This is a genomic window from Microbacterium hydrocarbonoxydans, assembly GCF_000956475.1.
Taxonomy (GTDB): Bacteria; Actinomycetota; Actinomycetes; order Actinomycetales; family Microbacteriaceae; genus Microbacterium; species Microbacterium hydrocarbonoxydans_A.
In genome coordinates this window covers 71,814-96,465 of record NZ_JYJB01000005.1, presented here as the reverse complement: position 1 = coordinate 96,465, position 24,652 = coordinate 71,814, and the positions used below count along the sequence as shown (strand labels likewise).

Below are 24,652 nucleotides of genomic sequence, written 5' to 3'. Positions count from 1 at the left end.
GACACACCCAGCACCATCCTGCCGGGGCGGACACACCCGTCCGCCCCGGCAGCTCCACGACGGGGACGAGATGACACACACTGCCGAGCCCACGGCTCCTCCGACCAAGCGCCAGCGTCAGGCCGCGAAGATCGCCGATGCAGCATCCACGCCGATCGGCTGGGCGCTGCTGAAGATCCTGCTCCTGGCCGTCGTCGACGCGATCGCGCTCTACGCCGCCTACGTGCTCTTCACGCATCAGGAGTGGCTGATCCTCGGCGTCGTCGTCGTGGTCGCGGTCCTCGTCAACTGGATCTACTTCTCCCGCAAGCTGATCCCCGCCAAGTACCTGACCCCCGGCATCATCTTCCTGGTGATCTTCCAGGTGTTCACGCTGCTCTACACGGGGTACATCGGCTTCACCAACTACGGCACCGGACACAACGGCACCAAGGACCAGGCGATCTCCTCGCTGCTCGCCTCCGCGCAGGAGCGCGTCGAGGACTCGCCGACCTACCCCGTGACCGTGGTCGAGCAGTTCGGCACATACGGTCTGCTCGTCACCGATCCCGACTCGGGAGACGCCCTGCTCGGAACCGCCGAGCAGCCGCTGCAGGAGGTCGACGCCGACTTCGAAGGCGGCCAGGCCGTCGCGACCGACGGGTGGACGACGCTCCCGCTCGCCAAGGTCTTCACTCTCTCGGCCGAGCTCGAGAAGCTCTCGGTGCCGTTCAGCGACGACCCCAACGACGGCAGCCTCCGCGCCCCCGACGGCCAGAAGGGCTACCTGTACATCTCGACGCTCGAGTACGACGCGGATGCAGACACGATCACCGACACCGACACGGGCACCGTCTACGCCGACAACGGCTCCGGCGCCTTCACTGCGGAGAACGGCAAGCAGCTGCTGCCGGGATGGCAGACGACGGTCGGCTTCGACAACTTCGTGCGAGCCGTGAGCGACGAGTCCATCCGCGGTCCGCTCATCTCGGTGACCATCTGGACGTTCGTGTTCGCCCTCGTCTCGGTGGCCTCGACGTTCTTCCTCGGCCTGCTGCTCGCGCTGGTCTTCAACAACACGAAGATGCGGTTCCGCAACGGGTACCGGATCATCCTGATCCTCCCGTACGCCTTCCCCGCCTTCCTCTCGGCCCTGGTCTGGGCCGGCATGATGAACGAGAGCTTCGGCTTCATCAACCAGGTGATCTTCGGCGGCGCCGAGATCCCCTGGCTCACCGACCCGGTGCTCGCGAAGGTCTCGGTGCTGATCGTGAACCTGTGGCTCGGCTTCCCCTACATGTTCCTGGTCTGCATGGGCGCCCTGCAGGGCATCCCCTCGGAAGTCAACGAGGCGGCCGTCATGGACGGCGCGAACCCGTGGCAGATCTTCCGCCGCATCAAGCTGCCGCTCCTGCTGGTGACGGTCGCGCCGCTGCTGATCTCGTCGTTCGCGTTCAATTTCAACAACTTCAACCTGATCTACATGCTCACCAACGGCGGCCCGCGGTTCGACGACGTGAGCATCCCGGTCGGGCACACCGACATCCTCATCTCGATGGTCTACAAGGTGGCCTTCACGGGACAGAACCGCGACTACGGCCTGGCCTCCGCCTTCACCATCCTGATCTTCATCGTGGTGGCGACGATCTCGATCATCAGCTTCCGCAAGACCAAGGCACTCGAGGAGCTGAACTGATGAGCACCGCACGCACCGTCACGAACGAGCAGCTCCTCGCGCCCCGCCGGCGCTCCTTCGGCAAGTGGTTCGCCGACACCGGATGGCGCCATGTCATCGCGATCGTGGTGAGCGCCTTCGCGCTCTTCCCGCTGCTGTACGTGCTGTCGGCCTCGCTGAATCCGAAGGGCACGCTGACCGGCTCGAATCGCCTGTTCTCGGCCATCGGCATCGACAGCTACGTCCGCATTCTCAGCGACCCCCAGAACCCCTACGGCCTGTGGTTCCTGAACACGCTCCTCATCGCAGTGATCACGGGAGCCTCGACCGTGTTCATCGGAGCGCTGGCCGCATACGCGTTCTCCCGCATGCGGTTCACCGGCCGCCGCGTGGGCCTCGTCACGATCGTGGTCGTGCAGATGTTCCCGCAGCTGCTCGCGGTCGTCGCGATCTTCCTGCTCATGACCACGCTGGGCGACTGGTTCCCCGCCATCGGCCTCAACACGCACACCGGACTGATCCTGGTCTACCTCGGCGGCGCGCTGGGCGTGAACACCTACCTCATGTACGGCTTCTTCAACACGCTGCCGATCGAGCTCGACGAGGCCGCGCGCATCGACGGCGCGGGCCACGCCCGCATCTTCTTCACGATGATCCTGCCGCTGGTCGCCCCGATCCTCGCGGTGGTGGCGCTGCTGTCGTTCATCGGAACCGTGAACGAGTACGTGATCGCGAGCATCATGCTCGTGGACGTCGACAAGCAGACCCTGGTCGTCGGTCTCACCAAGCTCGTCGCGAACCCCCGTTACGCCGACTGGTCGGCGTTCTCGGCGGGTGCGGTGATGGCGGCTGTGCCCGTGATGGTGCTGTTCCTGTTCCTGCAGAAGTACATCGTCGGCGGACTGACCGCCGGCGCGACGAAGGGCTGACGCGGAGCCTGCTCAGACGCCGTCGGATGCCGGCTTCGACTGACCGCCGCTGACCGTGTCGAGCACCTCGCCCTGCACTCGTTCGACGGCGAGCTGCAGGGCCCCGTCGAGCACCGGGTTGCCGTCGAGTCCGGACAGGAGCACGGGCGGCCGGGCGACCACTGACGTGTGCAGGTGGTGCTGGACCAGGCTGCGCAGGCGCTCTCCGCCGGCGAGTGCCAGGTCGCCGGCGAGCACGATCAGGTCGGGGTCGACGATCGCCACGACGGACGACAGGCCGAGGGCCAGCCGGGCGGCGATCTCGTCGAGAGCGGATGCTGCGCCGTCGCCGCTGGCGGCAACGGCATCCGTCATGGCCTGCACGGCGGACTCGGCGGTGAATCCGTGCTCGGCGAGCACGCGGCGCAGCGCCGGCCCTCCGGCCATGGCCTGCATGCCGCTCGCGCCGAACTCGTTCGCCTCCTGCGGCACCGGCGCACCGGGCACGGGCAGCTCCGCGATCTCGCCCGCGCCGCCTGTGAGGCCGCGGTGCACGCGGCCGCCGAACATGAGGCCCATGCCGATGCCGTCCGACACCCACAGCACGGCGAAGCTGTCCTCCTGGGTGGCGACGCCGTGCGCTCGCTCGGCGATCGCGACGAGGTTCACGTCGTTCTCGATGTCGACCGGTGCACCCACGGCGTCCTGCAGCGCGGCGGTGAGTCCCGGACGCTGCCACCCCGGCAGGTGCGCGGCGAAGCGCAGGCGATCGGAGGTGGGATCGATCGCTCCCTGGATGCCGATCACCACTCTGCGGATGGCGGATGCCGGGATGCCGGCCTCTGCGCAGGCGCCGGTCAGCGCACGCTGCACCTGAGCGGCCGGATCGAGGTCCGTGTCGTCGTCCGCATGAAGGGAGAAGCTCCCCACCACGGAGCCGGTGAGGTCTGTGACGACCGCCGCCGTGCGCTCGGGGGTGATGTCCATCGCGGCGGCGTAGGCCGCCGCCTCGTTCGCGCGGAACAGCTCGGCCGCGCGTCCGACAGCTCCGTCGCGGTTTCCGTCGCTCTTGACCAGGCCGCTCTCGCCGAGCTGTGCCAGCAGGTGCGAGGCCGTGGGCTTCGACACCGCCAGAAGGGCCGCGATCTCGGGGCGGCTCAGCGGACCTCGGTCGAGCAGCATACGGAGTGCGGCTCGGGCGTTGATGGCTCGGACGACGCTGGTTCCGGTCGGGGGAGTGGGCACGATGTCCTCGTTGTCTCGTTTCGGGTACTCCGCATGCTACAGACCCGTCAGCCGGATGAACGTCAGGAGAACCGCGCTGCCGGGCCATTGCGCAGGCGCGGATGCTGGGGTATAACTCTTCGTAAAGAATGTTTCCTAAACATTCTTTACCCCCCAACCCCCACCGGAGGAATCATGCGTCAACGTCGACCATTGCTGGCTCTGCTGGCTGCCGCCATCGTGATACCGCTCAGCGGCCTGATCGCCACCTCGGCACAGGCTGCTACGCCCGTCAGCCTGCGCGACCCGGTCAAGCGCGAGATCGCACAGGAGATCATCACCTCGGCCGAGAACTCGGTGCTGGACTGGTACAACCGCTACGACTACATCGAAGACATCGGCGACGGCCGAGGTTACACCGGCGGCATCATCGGGTTCACCTCCGGGACGAGCGACATGCTCGAACTCGTCGAGCGGTACACGCAGAAGTATCCGAGCAACGGCCTCGCGAAGTACCTTCCCGCCCTGCGCAGCGTCGACGGCACGGATTCGCACACCGGCCTGGGCTCGGCCTTCGAGACCGCCTGGAAGGCCGAGGGGCAGAAGGCCGCGTTCCAGCGCGCGCAGCGCGACCTCACGAGGGAGTGGTACTTCGATCCCTCGGTCGACCTCGCCATCGGCGACAAGCTCGGCGCGCTCGGGCAGTTCGCGTATTACGACGCGGCGGTCGTTCATGGCTTCGACGGCCTGCAGAGCATCCGCACCGAGGCGAAGAAAAAGGCGCAGACTCCTGCTCAGGGAGGCAACGAGACGACGTATCTCAACGCGTTCCTCGACGCGCGCGTGGTCGAGATGCAGAAGGAGGCGGCCCACGAGGACGTGAGCCGCATCGAGACGGCCCAGCGCGTGTGGCTCGACGCGGGAAACCTGAACCTCGACACCCCGCTGGTCTGGGACATGTACGGATCCGACCACTTCAACCTGGCAACCGATCCGACGCCGCGCTGGCCGCTGGACGAGATCGGCGGAGCCACGCCCACGCCCACGCCTACCCCGACGACGCCGGGCACCGCGACGCTGATCTCGCAGGGCAAGCCGGTCACGGCGTCCTCGGTCGAGGGCGCCGGCTTCGAGGCGGCGAAGGCGGTCGACGGCAGCGCGACGAGTCGTTGGTCCAGCAAGGAGGGCATCGACCCGCAGTGGATCCGCATCGACCTCGGTGCAGGGGCTGCGGTCTCCAAGGTCGTCTTGAAGTGGGAGGCCGCGTACGCGAGCAAGTACCGCATCGAGATGTCGGCCGATGGCACGACCTGGACGACGCTCGCCACGGAAGCCGCAGGCAACGGCGGCACGGATGAGTTCACGAGCCTCAACGGCTCCGGTCGCTACCTGCGCATCTACGGCACGGCCCGCGGCACCGCCTACGGCTACTCGCTGTTCGAGGTCGAGGCGTACGGCACCGCGAGCACCGGGGGCGGCACCACGCCCACTCCCACCCCCACGCCCACGCAGACCGCGACGCCGACCCCCACGCCGACCTCCACCCCGGGGACGGCGACGCTCATCTCGAAGAGCAAGCCGACGACGACCTCCTCGGTGGAAAGCGCGGAGTTCGACGGCTCGAAGGCGGTCGACGGCAGCGCGACGAGTCGTTGGTCCAGCAAGGAGGGCATCGACCCGCAGTGGATCCGCATCGACCTCGGTGCCGGATCGACCGTGAACAAGGTCGTCTTGAAGTGGGAAGCCGCGTACGCGAGCAAGTACCGCATCGAAATGTCGGCCGACGGCACGACCTGGACGACGCTCGCCACGGAAGCCGCGGGCAACGGCGGCACGGATGAGTTCACGAGCCTCAACGGCTCCGGTCGCTACCTGCGCATCTACGGCACTGCTCGTGGCACCGCCTACGGCTACTCGCTGTTCGAGGTCGAGGCGTACGGCACCGCGAGCACCGACGGAGGCACCCCCGGCGGCACGACCTTCCGCGTCGTCGGCGCGGGCGACATCGCAGGCACCGGCTGCTCGGCACCCAGCTCGAGCTGCCAGCACTTCGCCACTGCGACGCTCGCGCAGTCCCTCAACCCGGCGTTCTACATCACGATGGGTGACATGGCCTACGACGACGGGCACATCGAGGACTTCATGAACAACTACGACAAGTCCTGGGGCAAGTTCAAGAGCAGCACCTGGCCGGTGCCCGGAAACCACGAGTCGTACGACACCGACTACAACGAGGAGACGGAGAAGGGCGATGAGCAGGCCTACCGCGACTACTTCGGCGCCCGCGCGACCCCGCAGGGCAAGATGTGGTACAGCTACGACTACGGCAACTGGCACTTCATCGCGCTGAACTCCAACCGCTTCGACGAGCAGGAGCAGATCGACTGGATCAAGGCCGATCTCGCGGCGAACACCAAACAGTGCACTGTCGTGTACTACCACCACCCGGCCTTCACCTCCGGCACCCACGGCAACGAGGGCGTCTCGGACGAGGTCTGGGCTCTGATGGCGAACGCCGGCGTCGAGCTCGTGATCAACGGGCACGACCATGACTACGAGCGCTTCGCGCCGCAGTCGGCGACGGGTGCGGCAGCGGCGAACGGCACGGTCGAGATCGTCGCCGGAATGGGCGGAGTCAACCTGACGGGCTATGAGAACGTCAAGCCGAACAGCGTCAAGCGCGTCGGCGACAAGTACGGCGTGCTGCAGCTCGACTTCACCGACGACTCGGTGACGTCCAAGCTCATCGCTGTCGGCGGCGCAGTGGCCGACACCAGCACGATCACCTGCCACTGACGTCATGTACCTCGCCGGCAGCAAAGCGCGGCAGGACGACGGCGACACGGCGGTCCACCCTCCATCGGATTCCGGTGGGGTGGGCCGCCGTGCGGCCGGAGTCGGCAGCACCGCGATCGCACTCGGAGCCGTGAGCCTGCTCACGGATCTCTCCTCGGAGATGGTCACGGCGGTCCTGCCGCTGTACCTCGTCATCGGACTGGGCATGACCCCGCTCGCCTTCGGATTCCTCGACGGTCTGTACAACGGCGTCACGGCGTTCGTTCGGCTGCTCGGCGGGCACATCGCCGATCGGTGGTCGCAGCACAAGCTCGTCGCGGGCATCGGCTACGGGCTGTCGGCGATCTGCAAGCCGTTCCTCCTGCTCTCGGGTGCGTCGACCGTCGCGCTCTCGGCGACGCTCGCGGTCGACAGGATCGGCAAGGGCATCCGCACAGCTCCGCGCGACGCTCTGATATCCCTCTCGGTCGACGATGCGCACCAGGGGCGCGCCTTCGGGGTGCACCGGGCCATGGACACCGCGGGCGCGCTGCTGGGTCCGCTTGCGGCATTCGGCCTGCTGTGGATGATGGCGGATGCCTTCGACGCGGTGTTCATCGTGAGCTTCAGCGTCGCGAGCCTGGGCGTGCTGGTGCTGATCGCGTTCGTACCCGGGCGCCGCTCGATGCCCGTCGGTGCGCCGCGGCCCACTCTGCGTGAAACGGTGCGGATCCTGGGAGATGCGGGCTTTCGCCGGCTGCTGATCGCCGCGTCGATCCTCGGCCTCGTCACGGTCGGCGACGGCTTCCTGTATCTCGGCCTTCAGGAGCGGATGCAGCTGGACGCCGCCTTCTTCCCGCTGCTGCCCCTGGGCAGCGCGCTGGTCTATCTCCTGCTCGCGGTGCCCATGGGGCGCCTGGCCGATCGCATCGGACGGAGACTCCCGTTCCTGCTCGGCAATCTCGCTCTGGTCGGCGCATATTCGACCGTCCTGCTGCCGGTGGATGGCCCGCTCCTGCTCGTACTGCTGCTCGCGCTGCTCGGCACCTTCTACGCGGCGACCGACGGGGTGCTCATGGCTCTCGCAGGACCCCGCATCCCGCGTGATCGCCGTGCCGGGGGCATGGCGCTGCTGCAGACCGGCCAGGCGACCGGGCGGCTGTTCGCCGCAGTCATGTTCGGCGCCGCGTGGACGTTCTGGGGCATGTCGGCCGCGTTCGCGGCCGCCGCGCTCACCATGCTCGCCGTGCTGATCGGGGCCGCGGTGCTGATCCGCCCCGAGTCCCGCAGAGATGAGGGGAATGCATGACCTCCCTGCGAAGCCGGGTAGCTCTGGTGAGCGCCGCCGCGCTCGTCCTCGCGGGGGTCGGCATCGGCTACTCCCTGTATGCCGCCGCCCGCAGCGGAGGCGATTCGCACGCGGCAGGCCACGCCGTTCCTGCGTCCGACGACGGGCTCTACATCCGCGACTCCGAGGGGTCCGTCGTGCTCCAGCAGGGGAGCGGGACGTCGACGCGCCGCACGAGCACGGGGCTCGACTGCAACCGCTTCTACGCGGCCGGCGACACCGCGGTGTGCCTCGGCGTCGAGGGGAGCCTGAAGCCCACCACCAAGGTGGAGGTGCTCGACGCCGATCTGACCCCGGCCGAGTCGTTCACGTACAGCGGTGTTCCCACGCGCGCGAGGGTCTCGCCGTCAGGGCGCATGGTCGCATGGACGGTCTTCGTCACGGGCGACAACTACGCCGGGACGAACTTCTCCACCAGGACCGGCATCTTCGATCGCGAGACCGGTCGCATCATCGACTCGCTCGAGGGTATTCCGCTCCACATCGACGGCGAACGGGTACGGCGCGTGGACGTCAATTACTGGGGCGTGACCTTCGCGGCCAACGACAACACGTTCTACGCGACGGTCTCCACGGCCGGAAAGACCTACTTGATCGAGGGCGACATCGCGAACTGGTCGGCGACCGCCTTGCGGGAGAATCTCGAGTGCCCGTCGCTGTCCCCGGACGGCACGAAGCTCGCCTTCAAGAAGCGGGTGAATGACAGTGTCGACGACCGGTGGCGGCTGTACGTGCTCGATCTCGAGAGCATGCAGGAGACTGCTCTCGCCGAGGACCGCAACGTCGACGATCAGGCCGCATGGCTCGATGACGACACCGTCGCGTACGCGGTCGACGGCGGTGTGTGGTCGGTGCCGGCCGACGGCTCGGGAGAGCCGCGGCTGATCGCCGATGACGCCTCCTCGCCGTCCATGGTGAAGGACTGATACATCGCCCGGCGTTGCGCGCCTGCGCAGGTCGCTCGCGGACGTACCGTGAAGACATGGCACGAGTGGGGGGACGCAATCTGGCGATCAGCTGGATCGCCGGTCTGCTGTGCACCGGAGTCGTCGCCGGGCTGGTGTGGTTCGCGCTGCCCATCGTGCCGACCATGGCGCAGTTCGTCGGAGAGGGCATGCGCAGCGTCCTGCCCTGATGCATCGAGCCCTGGTGCGTCGGCAGGCTCAGCACTCCGGGGGAGCAGCTCAGCAGCGATGGAGCGGCCGGGTCGACGACACGTCGGCACGCCTCCGACGGCGCATGAACGCGCGGCGGTACCCTCACACTGATCACATCCGATGAGAGGCGCACCCCATGAGTGACCCCGAGGTCCCGAAGCACGAGCAGCCGGCCGACGTGAGCGACGTCGTCGACAGCGCGAACGCCGGTCTCGACGCGGCCGCAGCGGCGAGCGCGGCGGTTCCCGGCCAGACCCCTGAAGCCGCAGAGCAGAGCGCAGCAGGCGACGCGGACAAGACGGAAGCGGATGCTGTCGACCCCGATCTCGCCGCATTCGACGAAGCCGAGCGCGACCACCCCGGAACGTTCTCGACCCCCGAGCTGAACCGGATCGCCGAGGACTCCGACGACACCACGGTGCTCGATACTCCGGTCTCGCACAGCGAATCCGCAATGGCGGACGCGGCGTACTCGACCGCCGACGACACCGAGACGCGCATCGTGCCGTCCGAGCCTGTGCCCTCTGACCGCGTGTCGTCCGAGCCCGCCTTCGCCGAGGCTCCCGTCATCGCCCCGCTCCAGCAGCCGATCTTCGTGCAGGCGCCCGAGCCGCCGCGCGAGCGCGGAAACCGCGGCACCGCCGGGGCGATCGGCCTGCTCGCCGCGCTCTCCTTCGCGATCCTGTACCTCGGCACGATCCTCGGACTCGGGGCGCTCGCGGGCGACGTGACCACCGAGAACATCGGCGAGGCCGCTCTGGCGCCCCTCACGACATTCGGGTTCTGGGTGCCGGTCGTCGTCTTCTACCTCGGCTTCTGGCTGCTGGGCGCGTTCATCAACCGCGGCAGGTGGGGCAGCTGGGTGATCTTCGGCATCATCGTGGGAGTCATCGCCTACGGCGGTCACATCCTCGGGCAGCTCATCGAGGCCCCGTTCTGGCGGCTCACCCCGTCGGAGGGCTCCGAGTTCGTGAACGGGCAGCTGCTCGCTCCGCTCGCCATCGCCGCCTTCGTGTTCGGCCGTGAGCTCACGATCTGGTTCGGCGCCTGGGTCGCCCGCAGCGGCGCGCGCAAGACCGAGCTGAACGCCGAGGCGCAGCGCGAGTACGAGCGCACGCTCGAGGCGGGCCCGACACTCGCGCGCTGAGATTCGACATGTCCTCCGACGACCCCCGCAGACCACCGTCCGCGGGGGTCTCGGCGTTGCTGGCGCTGGTTCTCGCGACGATCGGATTCTTCGCCCTCGCGGTCTTCGGGCTGGGCGCGATGAGCTTCGCAACCGATACCGACATCATCTCAGTGCCCGGCCTCGGGCAGGGGCCGGGGATCACCGGGATGGCGGCGGCCGTCGCGGCGTTCGGTGCGTCCACGTGGTTCTCGGTGCGGCCGGCGCATCCGTCGTTCTTCTCCGCGCTGACGGTCGCGATCGTCACGGCGCTCGTGCATCTGGCCGCCGTGTGGATCGCCGCGCTGCTCGGCACGAGCGACCTGATCATCGCCACGGCCGTCGCGGGCGATCTGGTGCGCGGGGGCGCGAGCGCGGTGCTGCTGATCGCTGCCGCGATCGCGTCGTGGAGCGGCGTCGCCCTCCGGCGCACCCGGGCGCAGCATCCGCGCTGGCCCTGGGAGGAACACGACGAGGCGTGACGCGCCGAATCGCGCACGACACGCCCGGCGCGCCGTACGCTTGAGGGGTGGAGCGCTCACTGGAGACGCAGGTCGACCAGGCCGTCGAGGCCTGGCTGCGCTGGGTGCCGCGCTGGGAGCCGGCCACCCATCGCGGTCGCGTCGCGCCGTGCCGCCGCTGTCTCGGATCCCCCGTGCTCTCAGCCGCGGGTATCGCATCGAACACCCCGCACGGAGTGCAGCACGGTCTGTCGACCCGCATCAAGGCGATCGTCGACAGCGCGGTCGCCGAGTACACGGCGCGCAACCTGCCGATGCTCCAGCGCGAGCTCGACCAGCAGGCGGCTCGCAACAGGGCACGCAGCTACCGTCCGGCGGAGAACCTCGACCCGGAGTTCGACGGACTCCCGCTCGACCCGGAGCCGGTGCCGGGCGCGCCGTTCCTGTTCACGATCGCCGGTATGGCCGACGACGGCGCGGAAGAGCTGCCGCCGCTGCCGCCGCTGAGCGACGAGGCGAAGGCGGCCCTCCGGCAGGAGGTCGCGCTCGCCGACGAGTACGCGAACATGGTCGGCCGGGAGATCTGCGGCCTCATGCTCCGGCATCGTCTGCACATCCAGGCCGCGATCTCGCAGCACGTCGAGCCGCAGATCGAAGCGATGCTGGCGGAGCTCACCGAATCTCTCGATTCGCCCTTCGGCCCCGATTCGCTCTGACACCTCCGTCGGGTGAAGCTGCCGGACGTGAGGTGCGCGGCAGTCGCTGACAGCGCGTGACAGCGGCACGACAGCGCCGTGCAAGCGGGCGAGCGGATGCTGTCACCATGACAAACCACAACGCAGACTGGGCCGTCGAGGCCGATGGACTCGTGAAGGTGTTCGGGCAGAACCGTGCGGTCGACGGCGTCGACCTCCGCGTGAAGACCGGCACCGTCTATGGAGTCCTGGGCCCGAACGGCGCCGGCAAGACGACGACCATCAACATGCTTGCGACCCTCATGCGCCCTGACGGCGGAACCGGCCGCGTGTTCGGCTACGACGTCGTGCGCGATCCGCAGATCGTCCGCCAGCTCATCGGCGTCACCGGGCAGTTCGCCTCGGTCGACGAAACGCTCTCGGCCACCGAGAACCTCATGATCTTCGCGCGCCTCCTCGGCCTCGGCCGCGCCGAAGCCAGGGCCAAGCAAGAGGAGCTGCTCGAGCGCTTCGGCCTCGCCGAGGCCGCCCGCCGCCCGCTCAAGGACTTCTCGGGCGGCATGCGCCGACGGCTCGACCTCGCGGCATCCCTCATCGCGCAGCCGCCGCTGATCTTCCTCGACGAGCCCACCACGGGCCTCGACCCGCGCACGCGGGGGCAGATGTGGGACACGATCCGCGAGCTGGTGGCGACGGGATCGACCGTGCTCCTCACGACGCAGTACCTCGACGAGGCCGACCAGCTGGCCGACCGCATCGCCGTGATCGACCGCGGCAAGGTGGTCGCCGAGGGCACCAGCGACGAGCTCAAGGCGTCGGTGGGGGCGTCGAGCCTGCAGCTGCGCCTGGAGCACGCTGCCGACACCGCAGACGCCCTCACCGCGATCGAGCGGATGCTGGGCGTGCGCGGCACCCTGTCGCCCGAGGCCGCCCGCATCACGGCGCCCATGGCCGACCCGGGCCGCGTCGCCGACCTGCTGATCAGTCTGCGGGAGAGCGGCATCGGGGTCGCCGAGCTGAGCGTGCAGAAACCGACGCTCGACGAGGTGTTCCTCACCATCACCGGAAAGCCGGCCACAGCCGACGAGAACGCAGAATCGCAGAAGGAAGAGGTGCACGCATGACCGCCATCGCCACGGCGCCCGCGACCAGGAGGATCGTCCCGGCATCCGAGCGCCACCTGAAGAACCGCACGAGCCTCACCCAGAGCCTGCAGAACACTCTGACCATGGCCTATCGCGGCCTCGTGAAGATCCGCCGCACGCCCGAGCAGCTGTTCGACGTGACCCTGCAGCCCATCATCTTCACGCTGATGTTCACCTACATCTTCGGCGGGGCGATCTCGGGAGACGTCGCGTCGTACCTGCCCGTCATCATCCCCGGCATCCTGGTGCAGACCGTGATCACCACCTCGGTGGTCACCGGCACCCAGCTGCGCGAGGACATGGACAAGGGCGTGTTCGACCGTTTCCGCTCCCTGCCGATCGCGCGCATCGCGCCGCTCTCCGGGGCGCTGCTCGCCGACACGCTGCGCTACGCGATCGCGACCACGCTCACGTTCGTCATGGGCTTCATCATGGGCATGCGTCCTGAGGGCGGCATCGGCGCGGTCGTCGCGGCGGGCCTGCTCGTGATCGGCTGCTCCTGGGCGATCAGCTGGATCTTCGCGTTCTTCGGAGTGATCGCTCGCACGGCGTCGAGCGTGCAGGGCATCTCGATGCTCGTGCTGTTCCCGCTGACGTTCCTCTCGAACGCCTTCGTGCCGGTGGACACCATGCCGGACTGGCTGCAGGGATTCGTGAACATCAACCCCGTGTCGCACCTGGTCACCGCCGTGCGCGACCTCGTCAACAACGGAGTGTTCGGAGCGGACGCCTGGATCTCGATCCTCGGCGCCGCCGTGATCGTGGCGATCTTCGCCCCGCTCACGGTCCGGGCGTACATGCGCCGGGCCTGACCGCCGTCTCAGCAGCGCCGAGACCCCGCTCGGTCGCAGAGACCCCCGGTTGCGCACGCCGCCGGCCGGGGGTGTCGGCGTGAAGCAGGGGATGTCAGCGGCGGGGAAGGCGCTGCGTCAGCACGCGCAGCGCCTCCTCCACCAGATGCTCGGAGGGCAGGGCGGATGCCGCCGCTCGCGCTTCGGCGACGGCATCCGCTCCGACCGCCTCCTCCGCCTGCGCGAACAGCGAAGCGAGCGACAGGCTGGGCATGTCCTGCCTGGCGCCGAGCGCCTCCGCCACCGCGAGGCTGCGGAGTCCCCGCTCACGCTCGGCCGGAACTGTGAGCGCCCACGCCGCCCACCCTGACATGGCGGTGCCGATCACGGGCCGGTCGACGTACGTCGGATTCATGCGGTACAGCGCCAGAGTGCGGGTGCGCAGCCGCCTGGCCCAGTGCGCGAGGTCTTCGGAGGGCAGCAGATCATCCGCGACCGATGAGGCGATCAGGGTCGCGATCAGCACGAGGTACCACGGGGTCGAGCGCTGATCTCCCGACGGGAAGCCGGCGAGCGATCGCCGGTACGCCTCGATCGCCCGGTCTGCGTCGTGGCGGGACCTGGCGACCTCGGCGAGCCCGAACCAGCCCAGCGCCGCGTACTCGACACCCTGCTGCGTGAGCTCCGAGGTGCCGGACACCTCGTCGAAGATCCGCTCCGCCTCGTCGAGGCGCCCGAGACCGAGAAGCGCGATGCCGCGCGTCCAGTCCTGCTGGGCGCGCTCCTCGGCGGCGTCGAAGCCCTCCGCGCGGCGGGCAGCCCTGTCCAGCCAGACCAATGCGTCGGCGTGGCGGCCCAGCTGCCCGGCCACCTGCGCCGCCGCGCTGGCCGAGAGCATCCCGATCCACGGATCGTCGACCTCCGCGGCCAGTTCCCATGCGCGCTGCGCGGATGCCGCTGCAGTCGCCGCATCGCCCAGATTCTCGGCGGTCTGGGAACGGAGGAACTCTCCGATCAGACGGGCCCGGCGCTCCGGCGCATGGCTCAGCGCGAGCATGGCCGCCATCATTCGCTCCGGTCGCGCCATGTGCACGGCGACCGCGGCCAGGGCTGCGAGATCGGGGCTCGGTGAGATCGCCCCCGTGCGCGCAAGCCTGCGCAAGCGGCTGAATGCGCGCAGGCCCCTGGGGTCTTCGCCGATCAGGGACATCAGCCCGCAGGGCATGAGCACTCCCACGAGCACGTCTGCCGGCAGCGCGTCGTCGTCGAGAGTGTCGAGGGCCGCGAGGACAGGGCCCGCGAACCCGAAGAACTCCGTGAAGGCGCCGCGCACGATCCATCCGGACGTCAGCGCCCAGAAGATGCGCACGGCGTCCTCCGCGCGCCCATGGTCGAGTGCATGTCGCAGCGCGGCGATGAGGTTGTCGTTCTCGGAGTTGAGCTCGCGCACGACCTCGGGGCGCACAGGCGCATGCGTCCCGAGAAGAGCGCCGCCCGGAGCATCCGCGAACCCGCGCGCCCAGGCGAGGACCGAGTCCCAGGCGTTCCCTTCGGCGGCTCCGAGACGGGCGAGGCCGAACTCGCGCACCGTCTCGAGCATGCGGAAGCGCAGACCGTCCCTGCCCTCCGACACGACGAGCAGGGACTGGGCGACGAGGTCGTCGAGCAGGTCGTCGACGGACGGCTCCCCGAGCACGGCAGATGCCGTCGCCGCCGAGAAGCCGGCAGGCAGCACCGAGAGGCGCATGAGCGCGGCCCGGCCGTCGTCGCGGAGCAGATCCCAGCTCCACTCGATCACGGCCTGCAGGGTGCGGTGGCGTTCGGGGGCGGTGCGGTCGCCGCTCCTCAGCAGCGCGAACCGGTTCTCGAGGCGCGATTCGATCTGCTCCGCCGTCATGGTGCGCATGCGCGCCGCGGCGAGTTCGATCGCCAGCGGCAGGCCGTCGAGGCGATCGCAGAGCCGCGTGACGGTGGCGGCATCGAGTCTGGCGTCGGGTCGTACGGCGCGAGCGCGCTCGAGGAACAGACGCGCTGCAGGGCCGTCGCCGTCATCGGCGCTGAGCGCGGTCAGGGGATAGACGGTCTCCGCAGCGATCGCGACGGGCGTCCGGCTGGTCGTGACGATGCGCAGGGCCGGCACGGCTGCCAGCATGTCTGCGGCCCAGGCCGCGGCGGCGTCGATGATCTGCTCGAGGTTGTCGAGCACGAGCAGTGTGGGGCGCTCGCCGAGCAGGGCGACGATGCGAGTGCGCAGATCGGGCTGTGCGCGGGCATCCGACAGCCTGGTGCTCGCCGAGCTCTCGCTGATGCCGAGCGCCGCGCCGATCGCGGGCTCCAGGTCGGCATCGGCGCGGATGCTGGCGAGTGCGACGACCGCGACGACCGGCGCGTCGGATGCCGAGGCCACCGCGTGCGCGAGCCGCGTCTTGCCGAGGCCGCCGGCCCCGAGGATCGTCACGAGTCGCGACGACCCGAGCAGCGCTGTGATGCGGTCGACGTCGTCGTCGCGGCCGATGAGGCGGTTCGGGGCGGCGCGCAGGCCGATGCGCACGCGCGCGGGGCCCGCCGTCTGCTCACCGCGGAGGATTCGCGCGTTCAGGGTGCTCGGCCCGTCTCCGGGGGATGCGCCCAGATCGTCTCGCAGGCGGGCGCGCAGCCGGGCGAAGACGGCGAGCGCCTCCTGGGGGCGTCCGGTCTCGACCAGCGCCGTCATCAGCTGCGTGTGCACCTCGTCGTCGTACGGCTTCGACTCGGCGAGATCCGCAAGAGCCGGAACCGCTTCTGCGGCTCGGCCCGCTGCGAGCAGCGACCGCGAGTGCGCCGCGCACAGGCTGTCGTGCAGAGCGTTCGCCACCGAGGAGAGGTCGAGCGCGACGGGGGAGCGGGCGAGATCGGCACCGGCCTCTCCGCGCCAGAGCGACAGGGCGTGGTCCAGCAGGGCCAGCCGTGCGGGGTCGCCCTCGGCAAGGCGCGCGGCTGCGGCATCCGCCTCCCTTGCGATCGCGAGGTCGCTCGTCGCGGTGGCGCCGAGGGCATAGCCGATCGCGTCGCTGCGCACGATGTCTGCGCCGGCGAGCGAGCGCAGCCGCGAGACGAGGGTCTGCACGGCTCCGCGCGGGTTGGCCGGCAGATCGTCGCCCCACACATCGGCGGCGATCGCGTCGACGCTGCGCGATGAGTCGCCGCCGAGCGCGAGCGAGGCGAGCAGAGCACGCGAGGTCCCGCCGGGAACCGCGAGAGGGTTGCCGTCGGCTGCGGCGACCGTGACCGGGCCGAGCACGGCGACCCGGGGAGTGCGCTGCATCACCTGGACAGCATAGAACGCGGGCGGCGGCCGAAGATTCTGGCGGAGAGCTCGACTTTCTGCGTCTTTGGGGGCGGATGCTGGCCGCGGACGTTCCGATCGGTCGCTGAGGCGGTGCCGCCCGCCGGGTGCGACCTGCGCATCCGCTGTGAGAAGTGCCGCGTCGGATGACGGAGGCGTCGCTCCTGACTATCGTTTTTCGATAGATATCCATTGCTGATCGATAGGGTCGCCATGCAGCCTCGTGTCACCGTCATCCTCCAGGTGCTCATCGTCGTCCTCCTCGGGCTCCTCGTCGCAAGTCAGGTCCTCGTGATCCCCGAAGTCGCTCGGATCACCGCGATCCGCAACCCCGATGTCGCTCAGCTCGAGATCCCGGGCATCATCGGAGCTGTCGTGTTCCTCGGCCTCGTCGAGGTCACTCTCGTCTGCATCTGGTTCCTGCTCTCGCTCGTGCAGGCCGGCCGCATCTTCCGCGTGGAGGCCTTCCGCTACGTCGACGTGATCCTCGCCGCCCTCATCTCGGCGGGCGTGCTGATCCTGGCCGCGTACATCGTGATCGTCGCGAGCCGGGCCGTGTCGCTCTCTCTCACGCTGCTCGCGGTCCTCGGCGTGGTGGTGAGCGCCGCACTCGCGCTGCTGGTCGTCGTGCTGCGAGGACTCCTGCGCAAGGCGCTCGAGCTCGAGCAGGATCTCTCCGAGGTCGTCTGATGCCCATCGTGATCGATCTCGACGTGCAGCTGGCCCGCAAGAAGATGAGCGTTCAGGAGTTCGCGGACGCGATCGGCATCACTCCGGCGAATGTCGCGGTCCTGAAGAACGGCCGTGCGAAGGCCGTGCGCTTCACCACACTCGACGCGATCTGCCGCGTGCTCGACTGCCAGCCGGGCGACATCCTGCGCTGGATCCCCGACGGACAGGAGTCCTGATGACGACGACGACACCGGTGTCGACCTGGGGAGAATCGGTCGCCAGACATCTGCTCGACGACGCCAGCTGCCCGGTGTGCCAGTGGACGCTGTCCGCGGGACGCTGCGGTCGCTGCGGGGCGGATCTCCGCGGCCCCGTCGCTGTCGAGCTGTGGAACGCCTCCGTCGTCGCGGCGAAGGCCATGCGTGCCCGCGATGAGCTGCTGCAGCGTATTCCCGTGCTCCCGATCGCGCCGGTCGGAGCGGCTCCGCGCCCGCAACCTGAACCGGCACCCACCCCACCGCAGGCTCCTGCGCACGAGTCTCGTCCGTCGGCCGCCCGCGCGACCGACCCGCAGAGCAGCGCAACGCTGCAGTCCGTGCTGGCCACGGCCGGCGCCGGCCTCTTCGCGGTCGCGGCCGTCGTCTTCACGTACTTCAACCCCGACCTGGCGGACAAGGCGCTGCGCGGCGTCATCGTCGGACTCATCACGCTGCTGTTCCTCGCCGGAGCCTGGCTGCTGTCGCGCCGCGGCCTGCGCTTCTCGGCCGAGGCGGTGGGCGGGCTCGGGCTCGTGTTCGGCGGCCTCGACGTGCACGCGGTCGCCCAGCTCGCCGCTCCCGGGATCGACCCGTGGCTCACGTCGGCCGGTGCCACGGCCGTCGCCGGCGCGGTGATGCTGATCGCGAGCTTCGCCCGCGGCATCCGGATCTGGCAGTGGACCTCGCTGGTCGCGCTGTCTCTCGTGCCCGCGATGGCCGGCGCGGGAATCGGCACGCCGCTGGCCGCGGCCCTCGGCGCGATCGGTGTCGCATTCGCTGCGGCGGGTCTCATCGAATGTCTGCGCCCGCCGCGGGTCGAGCAGATCACCCTCACGGCGCTGCAGCTGATCACCGCGCTGGTCGCGCTCGTGCTCGTGGCGCGGGTGGGCGGCGACCCTACGCCCTTCCTGCTCACGGTCGCCGGCCTCCTGCTCCTGATGGCCCTGCACGCGACGATCGCCTCGAGGCGGATGCTCGGCCCGCTCTGGGCGCTCGGGGCGGGCGGTGCGGCATCGGCTGCGATCGTGCTCGGCGTGTGCGCATTCACGACGGAGTCGGCAACCGTCTCATCCTGGCTTCTCGCGATCGTTCCCGCGGCCGCCGCGGCAGCTCTCGTGATCATCGGCGCCCTCGTGCCCCTGCCGCGCACGGTGCCGCGCGGGTTCGTCGTCGGCGGCTCGTTCGTCGTGCTGGCCCTGCCCACGCTCGCCCTTCTCGGCTTCGCCGGGCTCACCGGCGTGCGCACGATCACCGAGGTGATCGAGCGCAGCCCCGGTATCGAGGTGAGGGGTGCCGTCTGGGAGTGGAGCCTGATCCTCGGCCTCACCGCGGTCAGCGCGGGGCTCGGCGCGTTCAGCGCCCTGGCACGACGCCACGACAGCCTCCGCCTGCTCGCAACAGTGCCCGCCCGCTTCGCGCTGATCGTCGGAGCCGTGGCCGTGCTGGTTCTCGGGTGCGCGAAGGTGCTGCCGCTGGCCGCCTCGGTCGTCGTGCTCGCGGTCGCCGTCGTGATCATCGGTGCGGTCTTCCGCTACCTCACGGTCACAGCACCGGGCGTCAGGGCCGTGCTGTCCATCGCCGCGCACGTGGCGCTCATCGCCTCGGCCGTGATCGCCTGGCGCGATCCGTCGATCGTGCCGCTCGCCGGCATCGGCACGCTCATCGCGCTCGCCGCCCTGGCCGGAGCGCTTCCGGCGGGGAGGCGGTTCCTCTATGCGGGTGCCGGATTCGCGTACGCGCTGACGCTCGTCTCCACGGCGCTCGGCGAGGGGGGAGTGGGCGGCATCGCGCAACTCTGCCTGACGGCATCCGCCGGCCTCGCCGTTGCGATCGCGGCGACGTATCTGCCGCGCATCGGCGCGCGGTCGTGGCAGGCGGTGCTGGTGGTCTCCGCAGTGCCGTTCGGCATCGGCGTCCTTCAGGTCGTCGTGGAGCGCAGCGGCTGGACGGCCCTGTCCACCGGGCTGATGTTCGTGCTGGCGGCGTCACTGCTGCTCACCCGCCGTCCAGGCCTCACGGTCGCGGTGCGCACGGTCGCCGCGGGGATGCTGGTTCCCGCTCTCGCCGTCGTGATCGTCTGCCTGGGCGCACAGCTGCTGCCCTCGAGCGGATCCCCGGTGACCCTGCCGATCATCGCGACGGTCGTGGCTCTCGCGATGCCCGCGACGCCGCTGATCCATGGTGCGCTGCTCGCACGAGGGCATGCGGTCGGCACCGCGGAAGCCGCGCGCATCGCGATCGAGGCGTCGTCGCTGCTGACCGGAGCGATCGCGGTCGGGCTCGCTCTGTGGCGTGAGGCGGCAGGGCTCGGAACAGCCTTCATCGTGCTGCTGATCCTCGCCCTGGGTGCCGCCGCCACCGCTCTCTTCGCGGGTCGCCGCTACGCCTGGGCGGTGTCGGCGGCGGCGTTCACAGGCGCGCTGTGGTGCGTGTGGGGCCTGATCGGGGTCGACCTGCTCGAGGCGTATCTGCTGCCGCCGACCCTCGGCGCAGCCATCGTCGCCGTCGTGCTGACCCTCAGAGGCGCGCGCGCCGTCGGGCTGTACGCTGCCGGACTCATCGTCGCCATCGGACCGCTGCTCGCCATCGTTGCCGTCGTCGAACCCGACCCGGAGGGGCAGACCTCGGTTCTCTGGCGGGTCGCCGGTCTCCTCGCAGCGAGCTGGGGCCTCCTCGCCCTCGCCCGCTTCTTCGGCCGGGCGGGGGCTGCCGGACGGGCGCGCCGACTGCGGATGCTGCGCATCCCCACCCTGATCGCTGCGGGGCTCGCGGCCAGCGTCGGCGCGATCCAGGGGATCAGGATCGGTCTCGGGTGGGACTTCCCGTCGCTGCACGGCGCGGAGCTCTTCCTCAGCTGCCTCGGAGTGAGCGCCGTGGCTTCCCTCGCGCTCATGCTCGCGGGCCGCGGCATCCGCGCAGCGGCCGAGGAGCAGCCGGCGCTGCGTGCGAGCCGCTGGCTCGGTGCTCCGGCGGCGCTCGCGCTCGCCGCGGGCACCTGGTTCGCGATCGAGCGCGACTGGTTCTCTATCTGGGCGATGTGGGCTCTGATGCTCGGCTACCTGCTGGCGGTCGTGGCGACGGCATCCGTCCTGCGCCGCCGGGAGATCGCCCTGCCGCCGGTGTGGTTCCTGTTCGCGATCGCGTTCGTGACGGCCGTGGTGGCATGGAGCCCGCGCGACCTGCGCGTGGAGTGGTTCTCGCTCCCGCTCGGAGCGTTCCTGCTGATGGCGGGAGCCGTGACCCTCTCCGCAGACTCTGCCGGGTCGCCGAGCCTGTCCGCTCCCGGGGCGCCGAGTCCGTCGACGCGCCCCACGCTCAACAGCTGGCCTGGTCGCTGGAGCGGCTCCTGGGCGCTGTTGGCCCCCGGGATCATCACGATGATGAGCGCGTCGATCGTCTCGACCTTCACCGACCCCCTCACCTGGCGGGCGATCCTGGTGATGGTGCTGGCCCTCGCCGCCATCCTGGTGGGATCGAGGGGGCGTCTCGCCGCTCCCTTCCTCATCGGGCTCATCGTGCTGCCGATCGAGAACGTGTTCGTGTTCTCGGTGCAGATCGGGCGGGGCATCGAGTCGATGCCGTGGTGGATCACACTCGCCGTGATGGGGGCCGTGCTGCTGATCATCGCGGTCACCGCGGAACGGCGGACGGGGGAGGGCGGCTCGGTCGCAGCGCGGATCCGCGATCTGCGCTGACCATTTGACCGCCACGTTACGCGCCATTACACTTGAGCAGGTGTGTGCACGTCTCGACGTGCTCGCTGGGCGTCGGCACCTTGCCGGTCCGCCCCCACGGCATACCCACCACCACAAAAGCACGTCGGTTCCGGCGTGCCGGTGGGTCATGATGTGAAATCCATCACGCTGTCACCGTGCAGCACTATGAGGAGAGAACGTGCCAACCATTCAGCAGTTGGTTCGCAAGGGTCGCTCGCCGAAGGTCTCCAAGACCAAGGCTCCCGCCCTGAAGTCGAACCCGCAGCAGGCCGGGGTCTGCACCCGCGTCTACACCACCACCCCGAAGAAGCCGAACTCGGCGATGCGCAAGGTCGCTCGTGTGAAGCTCCGCAACGGGACCGAGGTCACCGCCTACATCCCCGGCGAGGGCCACAACCTGCAGGAGCACTCGCTGGTGCTCGTCCGCGGCGGTCGTGTCAAGGACCTCCCCGGTGTGCGTTACAAGATCGTCCGTGGCGCCCTGGACACCCAGGCCGTCAAGAACCGTAAGCAGGCTCGCAGCCGCTACGGCGCGAAGAAGGGTTGAGTTAGATGCCTCGTAAGGGTCCCGCACCTAAGCGTCCCGTCGTCAACGACCCGGTATACGGCGCTCCGATCGTCAGCCAGCTGGTCAACAAGATCCTCGTCGACGGCAAGAAGTCGCTCGCCGAGTCGATCGTCTACAACGCCCTCAAGGGCGTCGAGGCGAAGAACGGCGGACAGGATGCCGTCGCCACGCTGAAGAAGGCGCTCGACAACGTCCGTCCCACCCTCGAGGTCAAGAGCCGCCGCGTCGGCGGTTCGACCTACCAGGTGCCGGTCGAGGTCAAGCCGCACCGCGCGAACACCCTCGCGCTGCGCTGGCTCGTCAGCTACGCCAAGGGCCGTCGTGAGAAGACGATGACCGAGCGTCTGCAGAACGAGATCCTCGACGCGTCGAACGGCCTCGGCGCCGCGGTCAAGCGCCGCGAGGACACGCACAAGATGGCCGAGTCGAACCGCGCGTTCGCTCACTACCGCTGGTAACAGCTTCGCCCGCCCCCGGCCACTCGCCGGGGGCGGGCACCCCACTCTTCGCAGTACGACTGCCAAAAAGATAAGGACACTCCTGTGGCACAAGACGTGCTCACCGACCTGAGCAAGGTTCGGAACATCGGCATCATGGCTCACATCGATGCTGGCAAGACCACCACCACCGAGCGCATCCTGTTCTACACGGGCGTCAACCACAAGCTCGGCGAGACGCACGACGGCGCGTCGACCACCGACTGGATGGAGCAGGAGAAGGAGCGCGGCATCACGATCACGTCTGCCGCCGTGACCTGCTTCTGGAACAAGAACCAGATCAACATCATCGACACCCCCGGTCACGTGGACTTCACGGTCGAGGTGGAGCGCTCGCTCCGCGTCCTCGACGGCGCTGTCGCCGTGTTCGACGGCAAGGAGGGCGTCGAGCCCCAGTCCGAGACCGTGTGGCGTCAGGCCGACAAGTACAACGTCCCGCGCATCTGCTTCGTCAACAAGATGGACAAGCTCGGCGCTGACTTCTACTTCACCGTCGACACCATCGTCAACCGCCTCGGCGCGAAGCCGCTCGTGATCCAGCTGCCCATCGGCGCGGAGAACGACTTCATCGGCGTCATCGACCTCGTCGAGATGCGCGCGCTGGTGTGGCCCGGCGATGCCAAGGGTGACGTGACCATGGGCGCGTCGTACGAGATCCAGGAGATCCCTGCCGAGCTCAAGGACAAGGCAGACGAGTACCGTCAGACCCTGCTCGAGACCGTCGCCGAGACCGACGACGCGCTGCTCGAGAAGTTCTTCGGCGGTGAGGAGCTCACGGTCGCCGAGATCAAGGGCGCCATCCGCAAGCTGGTCGTCGCCAGCGAGATCTACCCCGTGCTCTGCGGCTCGGCGTTCAAGAACCGCGGCGTGCAGCCGATGCTCGACGCGGTCGTCGACTACCTGCCCAACCCCCTCGACGTCGGCGCCATCGAGGCGCACGACCCGAAGGACGAGGAGAAGGTCATCGAGCGTCACCCCGACGCGAAGGACCCGTTCTCGGCGCTGGCCTTCAAGGTCGCCGTGCACCCCTTCTTCGGTCGTCTGACCTACGTGCGCGTGTACTCGGGCGAGCTCGAGTCGGGTGCTCAGGTCATCAACTCGACCAAGGGCAAGAAGGAGCGCATCGGAAAGATCTTCCAGATGCACGCCAACAAGGAGAACCCGGTCGACAAGCTGACCGCCGGCAACATCTACGCCGTGATCGGCCTGAAGGACACCACCACCGGTGACACCCTCGCCGACATCAGCGCGCCGGTCGTCCTCGAGTCGATGACGTTCCCCGAGCCGGTCATCGAGGTCGCGATCGAGCCGAAGACCAAGGCCGACCAGGAGAAGCTGGGTCTCGCGATCCAGAAGCTCGCCGAAGAGGACCCGACCTTCCGCACGGAGCTCAACCCCGAGACCGGTCAGACGACCATCAAGGGCATGGGCGAGCTGCACCTCGACATCCTCGTCGACCGCATGAAGCGCGAGTTCCGCGTCGAGGCGAACGTCGGCAAGCCTCAGGTCGCGTACCGCGAGACGATCCGCAAGGCCGTCGAGAAGCACGACTACACGCACAAGAAGCAGACCGGTGGTTCGGGTCAGTTCGCGAAGATCCAGTTCAACATCGAGCCGCTCGAGCTCGACAACGACAAGACCTACGAGTTCGTGAACGCCGTGACCGGTGGTCGCATCCCGCGCGAGTACATCGGCTCGATCGACGCCGGCTTCCAGGACGCGATGAACGTCGGCGTGCTCGCCGGCTACCCGATGGTGGGCGTCAAGGCGACCATCGTCGACGGTGCCGCGCACGACGTCGACTCCTCGGAGATGGCGTTCAAGATCGCAGGCTCCATGGGCTTCAAGGAGGCTGCGCGTCGCGCAAACCCCGTGCTGCTCGAGCCGCTGATGGCCGTCGAGGTCCGTACTCCCGAGGAGTACATGGGCGACGTCATCGGCGACCTGAACTCGCGTCGTGGCCAGATCCAGTCGATGGAGGACGCCGCAGGCGTCAAGGTCGTCCGCGCCCAGGTTCCGCTGTCCGAGATGTTCGGCTACATCGGCGACCTGCGCTCGAAGACCTCGGGTCGCGCTGTCTACTCCATGGAGTTCCACAGCTACGCTGAGGTTCCCCGTGCCGTGGCCGATGAGATCGTCCAGAAGGCCAAGGGCGAGTAACCCTTTCTGGGAGCCGGGCTCAGGCTCGGCTCCCAGGTCCCCTACAACTTCACATTCCCTCTCTACTAAACTGAGAACCTAACCCGTAGAGAACCGGTCGCAATCCAGTGCCCGGTCACCTCTACACGACGTCC

General features: G+C 69.0%; 19 protein-coding genes. 17 read left to right on the top strand and 2 right to left on the bottom strand.

What is annotated here, in order from left to right:
* The first annotated feature begins 70 nt into the window (after positions 1-70).
* Both RS84_RS02765 and RS84_RS02760 read left to right on the top strand, forming a co-directional pair.
* Positions 71-1,675 (top strand): ABC transporter permease subunit, encoded by a 1,605-nt coding sequence (locus tag RS84_RS02765; RefSeq protein ID WP_045256237.1) that lies wholly within the window; start codon positions 71-73, stop codon positions 1,673-1,675.
* On the top strand, positions 1,675-2,583 hold the full coding sequence (locus tag RS84_RS02760) for a sugar ABC transporter permease (protein ID WP_045256236.1): 909 nt from the start codon (positions 1,675-1,677) through the stop codon (positions 2,581-2,583). The genes RS84_RS02765 and RS84_RS02760 overlap by 1 nt, the downstream gene beginning before the upstream one ends.
* A gap of 12 nt (positions 2,584-2,595) precedes the next feature.
* Here RS84_RS02760 and RS84_RS02755 read toward each other — a convergent pair whose 3' ends face one another.
* Positions 2,596-3,807 carry an ROK family transcriptional regulator gene (locus tag RS84_RS02755; RefSeq protein WP_052676183.1) on the bottom strand — a complete coding sequence of 404 codons (1,212 nt, stop codon included), beginning with the start codon at positions 3,805-3,807 and terminating at the stop codon, positions 2,596-2,598.
* A gap of 174 nt (positions 3,808-3,981) precedes the next feature.
* Here RS84_RS02755 and RS84_RS18850 point away from each other — a divergent pair, with 174 nt between their 5' ends.
* From RS84_RS18850 to RS84_RS02710, 9 genes are all read left to right on the top strand, one after another.
* Positions 3,982-6,582, top strand: coding sequence for a chitosanase (locus RS84_RS18850; protein WP_082062002.1), 2,601 nt, complete (start codon positions 3,982-3,984; stop codon positions 6,580-6,582).
* Between the two features lie 4 nt (positions 6,583-6,586).
* Entirely contained in the window at positions 6,587-7,870 is a 1,284-nt protein-coding gene (locus RS84_RS02740) for an MFS transporter (protein ID WP_045256235.1), read from the top strand.
* Entirely contained in the window at positions 7,867-8,835 is a 969-nt protein-coding gene (locus tag RS84_RS02735) for a TolB family protein (RefSeq protein ID WP_045256234.1), read from the top strand. The genes RS84_RS02740 and RS84_RS02735 overlap by 4 nt, the downstream gene beginning before the upstream one ends.
* A gap of 56 nt (positions 8,836-8,891) precedes the next feature.
* Positions 8,892-9,044, top strand: a complete 153-nt coding sequence (locus tag RS84_RS19405; RefSeq protein ID WP_192627761.1) for a hypothetical protein — start codon at positions 8,892-8,894, stop codon at positions 9,042-9,044.
* A 158-nt stretch (positions 9,045-9,202) separates the two neighbouring features.
* Positions 9,203-10,213: an ABC transporter gene (locus RS84_RS02730; RefSeq protein WP_045256233.1), complete on the top strand. Its 1,011-nt coding sequence runs from the start codon at positions 9,203-9,205 to the stop codon at positions 10,211-10,213.
* Positions 10,214-10,221: 8 nt separating this feature from the next.
* Positions 10,222-10,713 carry a hypothetical protein gene (locus RS84_RS02725; protein ID WP_045256232.1) on the top strand — a complete coding sequence of 164 codons (492 nt, stop codon included), beginning with the start codon at positions 10,222-10,224 and terminating at the stop codon, positions 10,711-10,713.
* A gap of 47 nt (positions 10,714-10,760) precedes the next feature.
* Positions 10,761-11,408, top strand: a complete 648-nt coding sequence (locus RS84_RS02720) for a hypothetical protein (protein WP_045256231.1) — start codon at positions 10,761-10,763, stop codon at positions 11,406-11,408.
* A gap of 107 nt (positions 11,409-11,515) precedes the next feature.
* Positions 11,516-12,511: a daunorubicin resistance protein DrrA family ABC transporter ATP-binding protein gene (locus tag RS84_RS02715; RefSeq protein WP_045256230.1), complete on the top strand. Its 996-nt coding sequence runs from the start codon at positions 11,516-11,518 to the stop codon at positions 12,509-12,511.
* Entirely contained in the window at positions 12,508-13,344 is an 837-nt protein-coding gene (locus RS84_RS02710) for an ABC transporter permease (protein ID WP_045256229.1), read from the top strand. The genes RS84_RS02715 and RS84_RS02710 overlap by 4 nt, the downstream gene beginning before the upstream one ends.
* 94 nt (positions 13,345-13,438) lie before the next feature.
* On the opposite strand, the gene RS84_RS02705 is transcribed toward RS84_RS02710, so the two are convergent.
* A complete protein-coding gene (locus RS84_RS02705; RefSeq protein ID WP_052676182.1) occupies positions 13,439-16,627 on the bottom strand; it encodes an ATP-binding protein in 3,189 nt (1,062 codons plus the stop codon).
* 234 nt (positions 16,628-16,861) lie between these two features.
* On the opposite strand from RS84_RS02705, the gene RS84_RS02700 reads away from it, so the two are divergent.
* The 6 genes from RS84_RS02700 to fusA all read left to right on the top strand — a co-directional run bounded on the left by RS84_RS02700 (position 16,862) and on the right by fusA (position 24,518).
* Positions 16,862-17,338, top strand: coding sequence for a DUF2975 domain-containing protein (locus RS84_RS02700; RefSeq protein WP_045256228.1), 477 nt, complete (start codon positions 16,862-16,864; stop codon positions 17,336-17,338).
* Positions 17,338-17,556, top strand: a complete 219-nt coding sequence (locus tag RS84_RS02695; RefSeq protein WP_045256227.1) for a helix-turn-helix domain-containing protein — start codon at positions 17,338-17,340, stop codon at positions 17,554-17,556. The genes RS84_RS02700 and RS84_RS02695 overlap by 1 nt, the downstream gene beginning before the upstream one ends.
* Entirely contained in the window at positions 17,556-21,272 is a 3,717-nt protein-coding gene (locus RS84_RS02690; RefSeq protein ID WP_045256226.1) for an SCO7613 C-terminal domain-containing membrane protein, read from the top strand. The genes RS84_RS02695 and RS84_RS02690 overlap by 1 nt, the downstream gene beginning before the upstream one ends.
* 199 nt (positions 21,273-21,471) lie before the next feature.
* Entirely contained in the window at positions 21,472-21,840 is a 369-nt protein-coding gene (gene rpsL / locus RS84_RS02685) for a 30S ribosomal protein S12 (protein ID WP_013584051.1), read from the top strand.
* 5 nt (positions 21,841-21,845) lie between these two features.
* The gene (rpsG, locus tag RS84_RS02680) at positions 21,846-22,319 is read left to right on the top strand and encodes a 30S ribosomal protein S7 (RefSeq protein WP_045256225.1); all 474 of its coding nucleotides are present in this window, start codon (positions 21,846-21,848) and stop codon (positions 22,317-22,319) included.
* 84 nt (positions 22,320-22,403) lie between these two features.
* Positions 22,404-24,518, top strand: coding sequence for an elongation factor G (gene fusA / locus RS84_RS02675; protein ID WP_045256224.1), 2,115 nt, complete (start codon positions 22,404-22,406; stop codon positions 24,516-24,518).
* The last annotated feature ends 134 nt before the right edge of the window (positions 24,519-24,652 follow it).

What these genes read in the sequence shown, in the direction of transcription:
- RS84_RS02710 (WP_045256229.1), top strand. Translation starts at nt 12,508, where the DNA reads ATGACCGCCATCGCCACGGCGCCCGCGACCAGGAGGATCGTCCCGGCA.
- RS84_RS02735 (WP_045256234.1), top strand. Translation starts at nt 7,867, where the DNA reads ATGACCTCCCTGCGAAGCCGGGTAGCTCTGGTGAGCGCCGCCGCGCTC.
- RS84_RS02725 (WP_045256232.1), top strand. Translation starts at nt 10,222, where the DNA reads ATGTCCTCCGACGACCCCCGCAGACCACCGTCCGCGGGGGTCTCGGCG.
- RS84_RS02695 (WP_045256227.1), top strand. Translation starts at nt 17,338, where the DNA reads ATGCCCATCGTGATCGATCTCGACGTGCAGCTGGCCCGCAAGAAGATG.
- RS84_RS02765 (WP_045256237.1), top strand. Translation starts at nt 71, where the DNA reads ATGACACACACTGCCGAGCCCACGGCTCCTCCGACCAAGCGCCAGCGT.
- RS84_RS19405 (WP_192627761.1), top strand. Translation starts at nt 8,892, where the DNA reads ATGGCACGAGTGGGGGGACGCAATCTGGCGATCAGCTGGATCGCCGGT.
- RS84_RS02690 (WP_045256226.1), top strand. Translation starts at nt 17,556, where the DNA reads ATGACGACGACGACACCGGTGTCGACCTGGGGAGAATCGGTCGCCAGA.
- RS84_RS02700 (WP_045256228.1), top strand. Translation starts at nt 16,862, where the DNA reads ATGCAGCCTCGTGTCACCGTCATCCTCCAGGTGCTCATCGTCGTCCTC.
- RS84_RS02740 (WP_045256235.1), top strand. Translation starts at nt 6,587, where the DNA reads ATGTACCTCGCCGGCAGCAAAGCGCGGCAGGACGACGGCGACACGGCG.
- rpsG (WP_045256225.1), top strand. Translation starts at nt 21,846, where the DNA reads ATGCCTCGTAAGGGTCCCGCACCTAAGCGTCCCGTCGTCAACGACCCG.
- RS84_RS02760 (WP_045256236.1), top strand. Translation starts at nt 1,675, where the DNA reads ATGAGCACCGCACGCACCGTCACGAACGAGCAGCTCCTCGCGCCCCGC.
- RS84_RS02715 (WP_045256230.1), top strand. Translation starts at nt 11,516, where the DNA reads ATGACAAACCACAACGCAGACTGGGCCGTCGAGGCCGATGGACTCGTG.
- RS84_RS18850 (WP_082062002.1), top strand. Translation starts at nt 3,982, where the DNA reads ATGCGTCAACGTCGACCATTGCTGGCTCTGCTGGCTGCCGCCATCGTG.
- RS84_RS02705 (WP_052676182.1), bottom strand. Translation starts at nt 16,627, where the DNA reads ATGCAGCGCACTCCCCGGGTCGCCGTGCTCGGCCCGGTCACGGTCGCC.
- RS84_RS02730 (WP_045256233.1), top strand. Translation starts at nt 9,203, where the DNA reads ATGAGTGACCCCGAGGTCCCGAAGCACGAGCAGCCGGCCGACGTGAGC.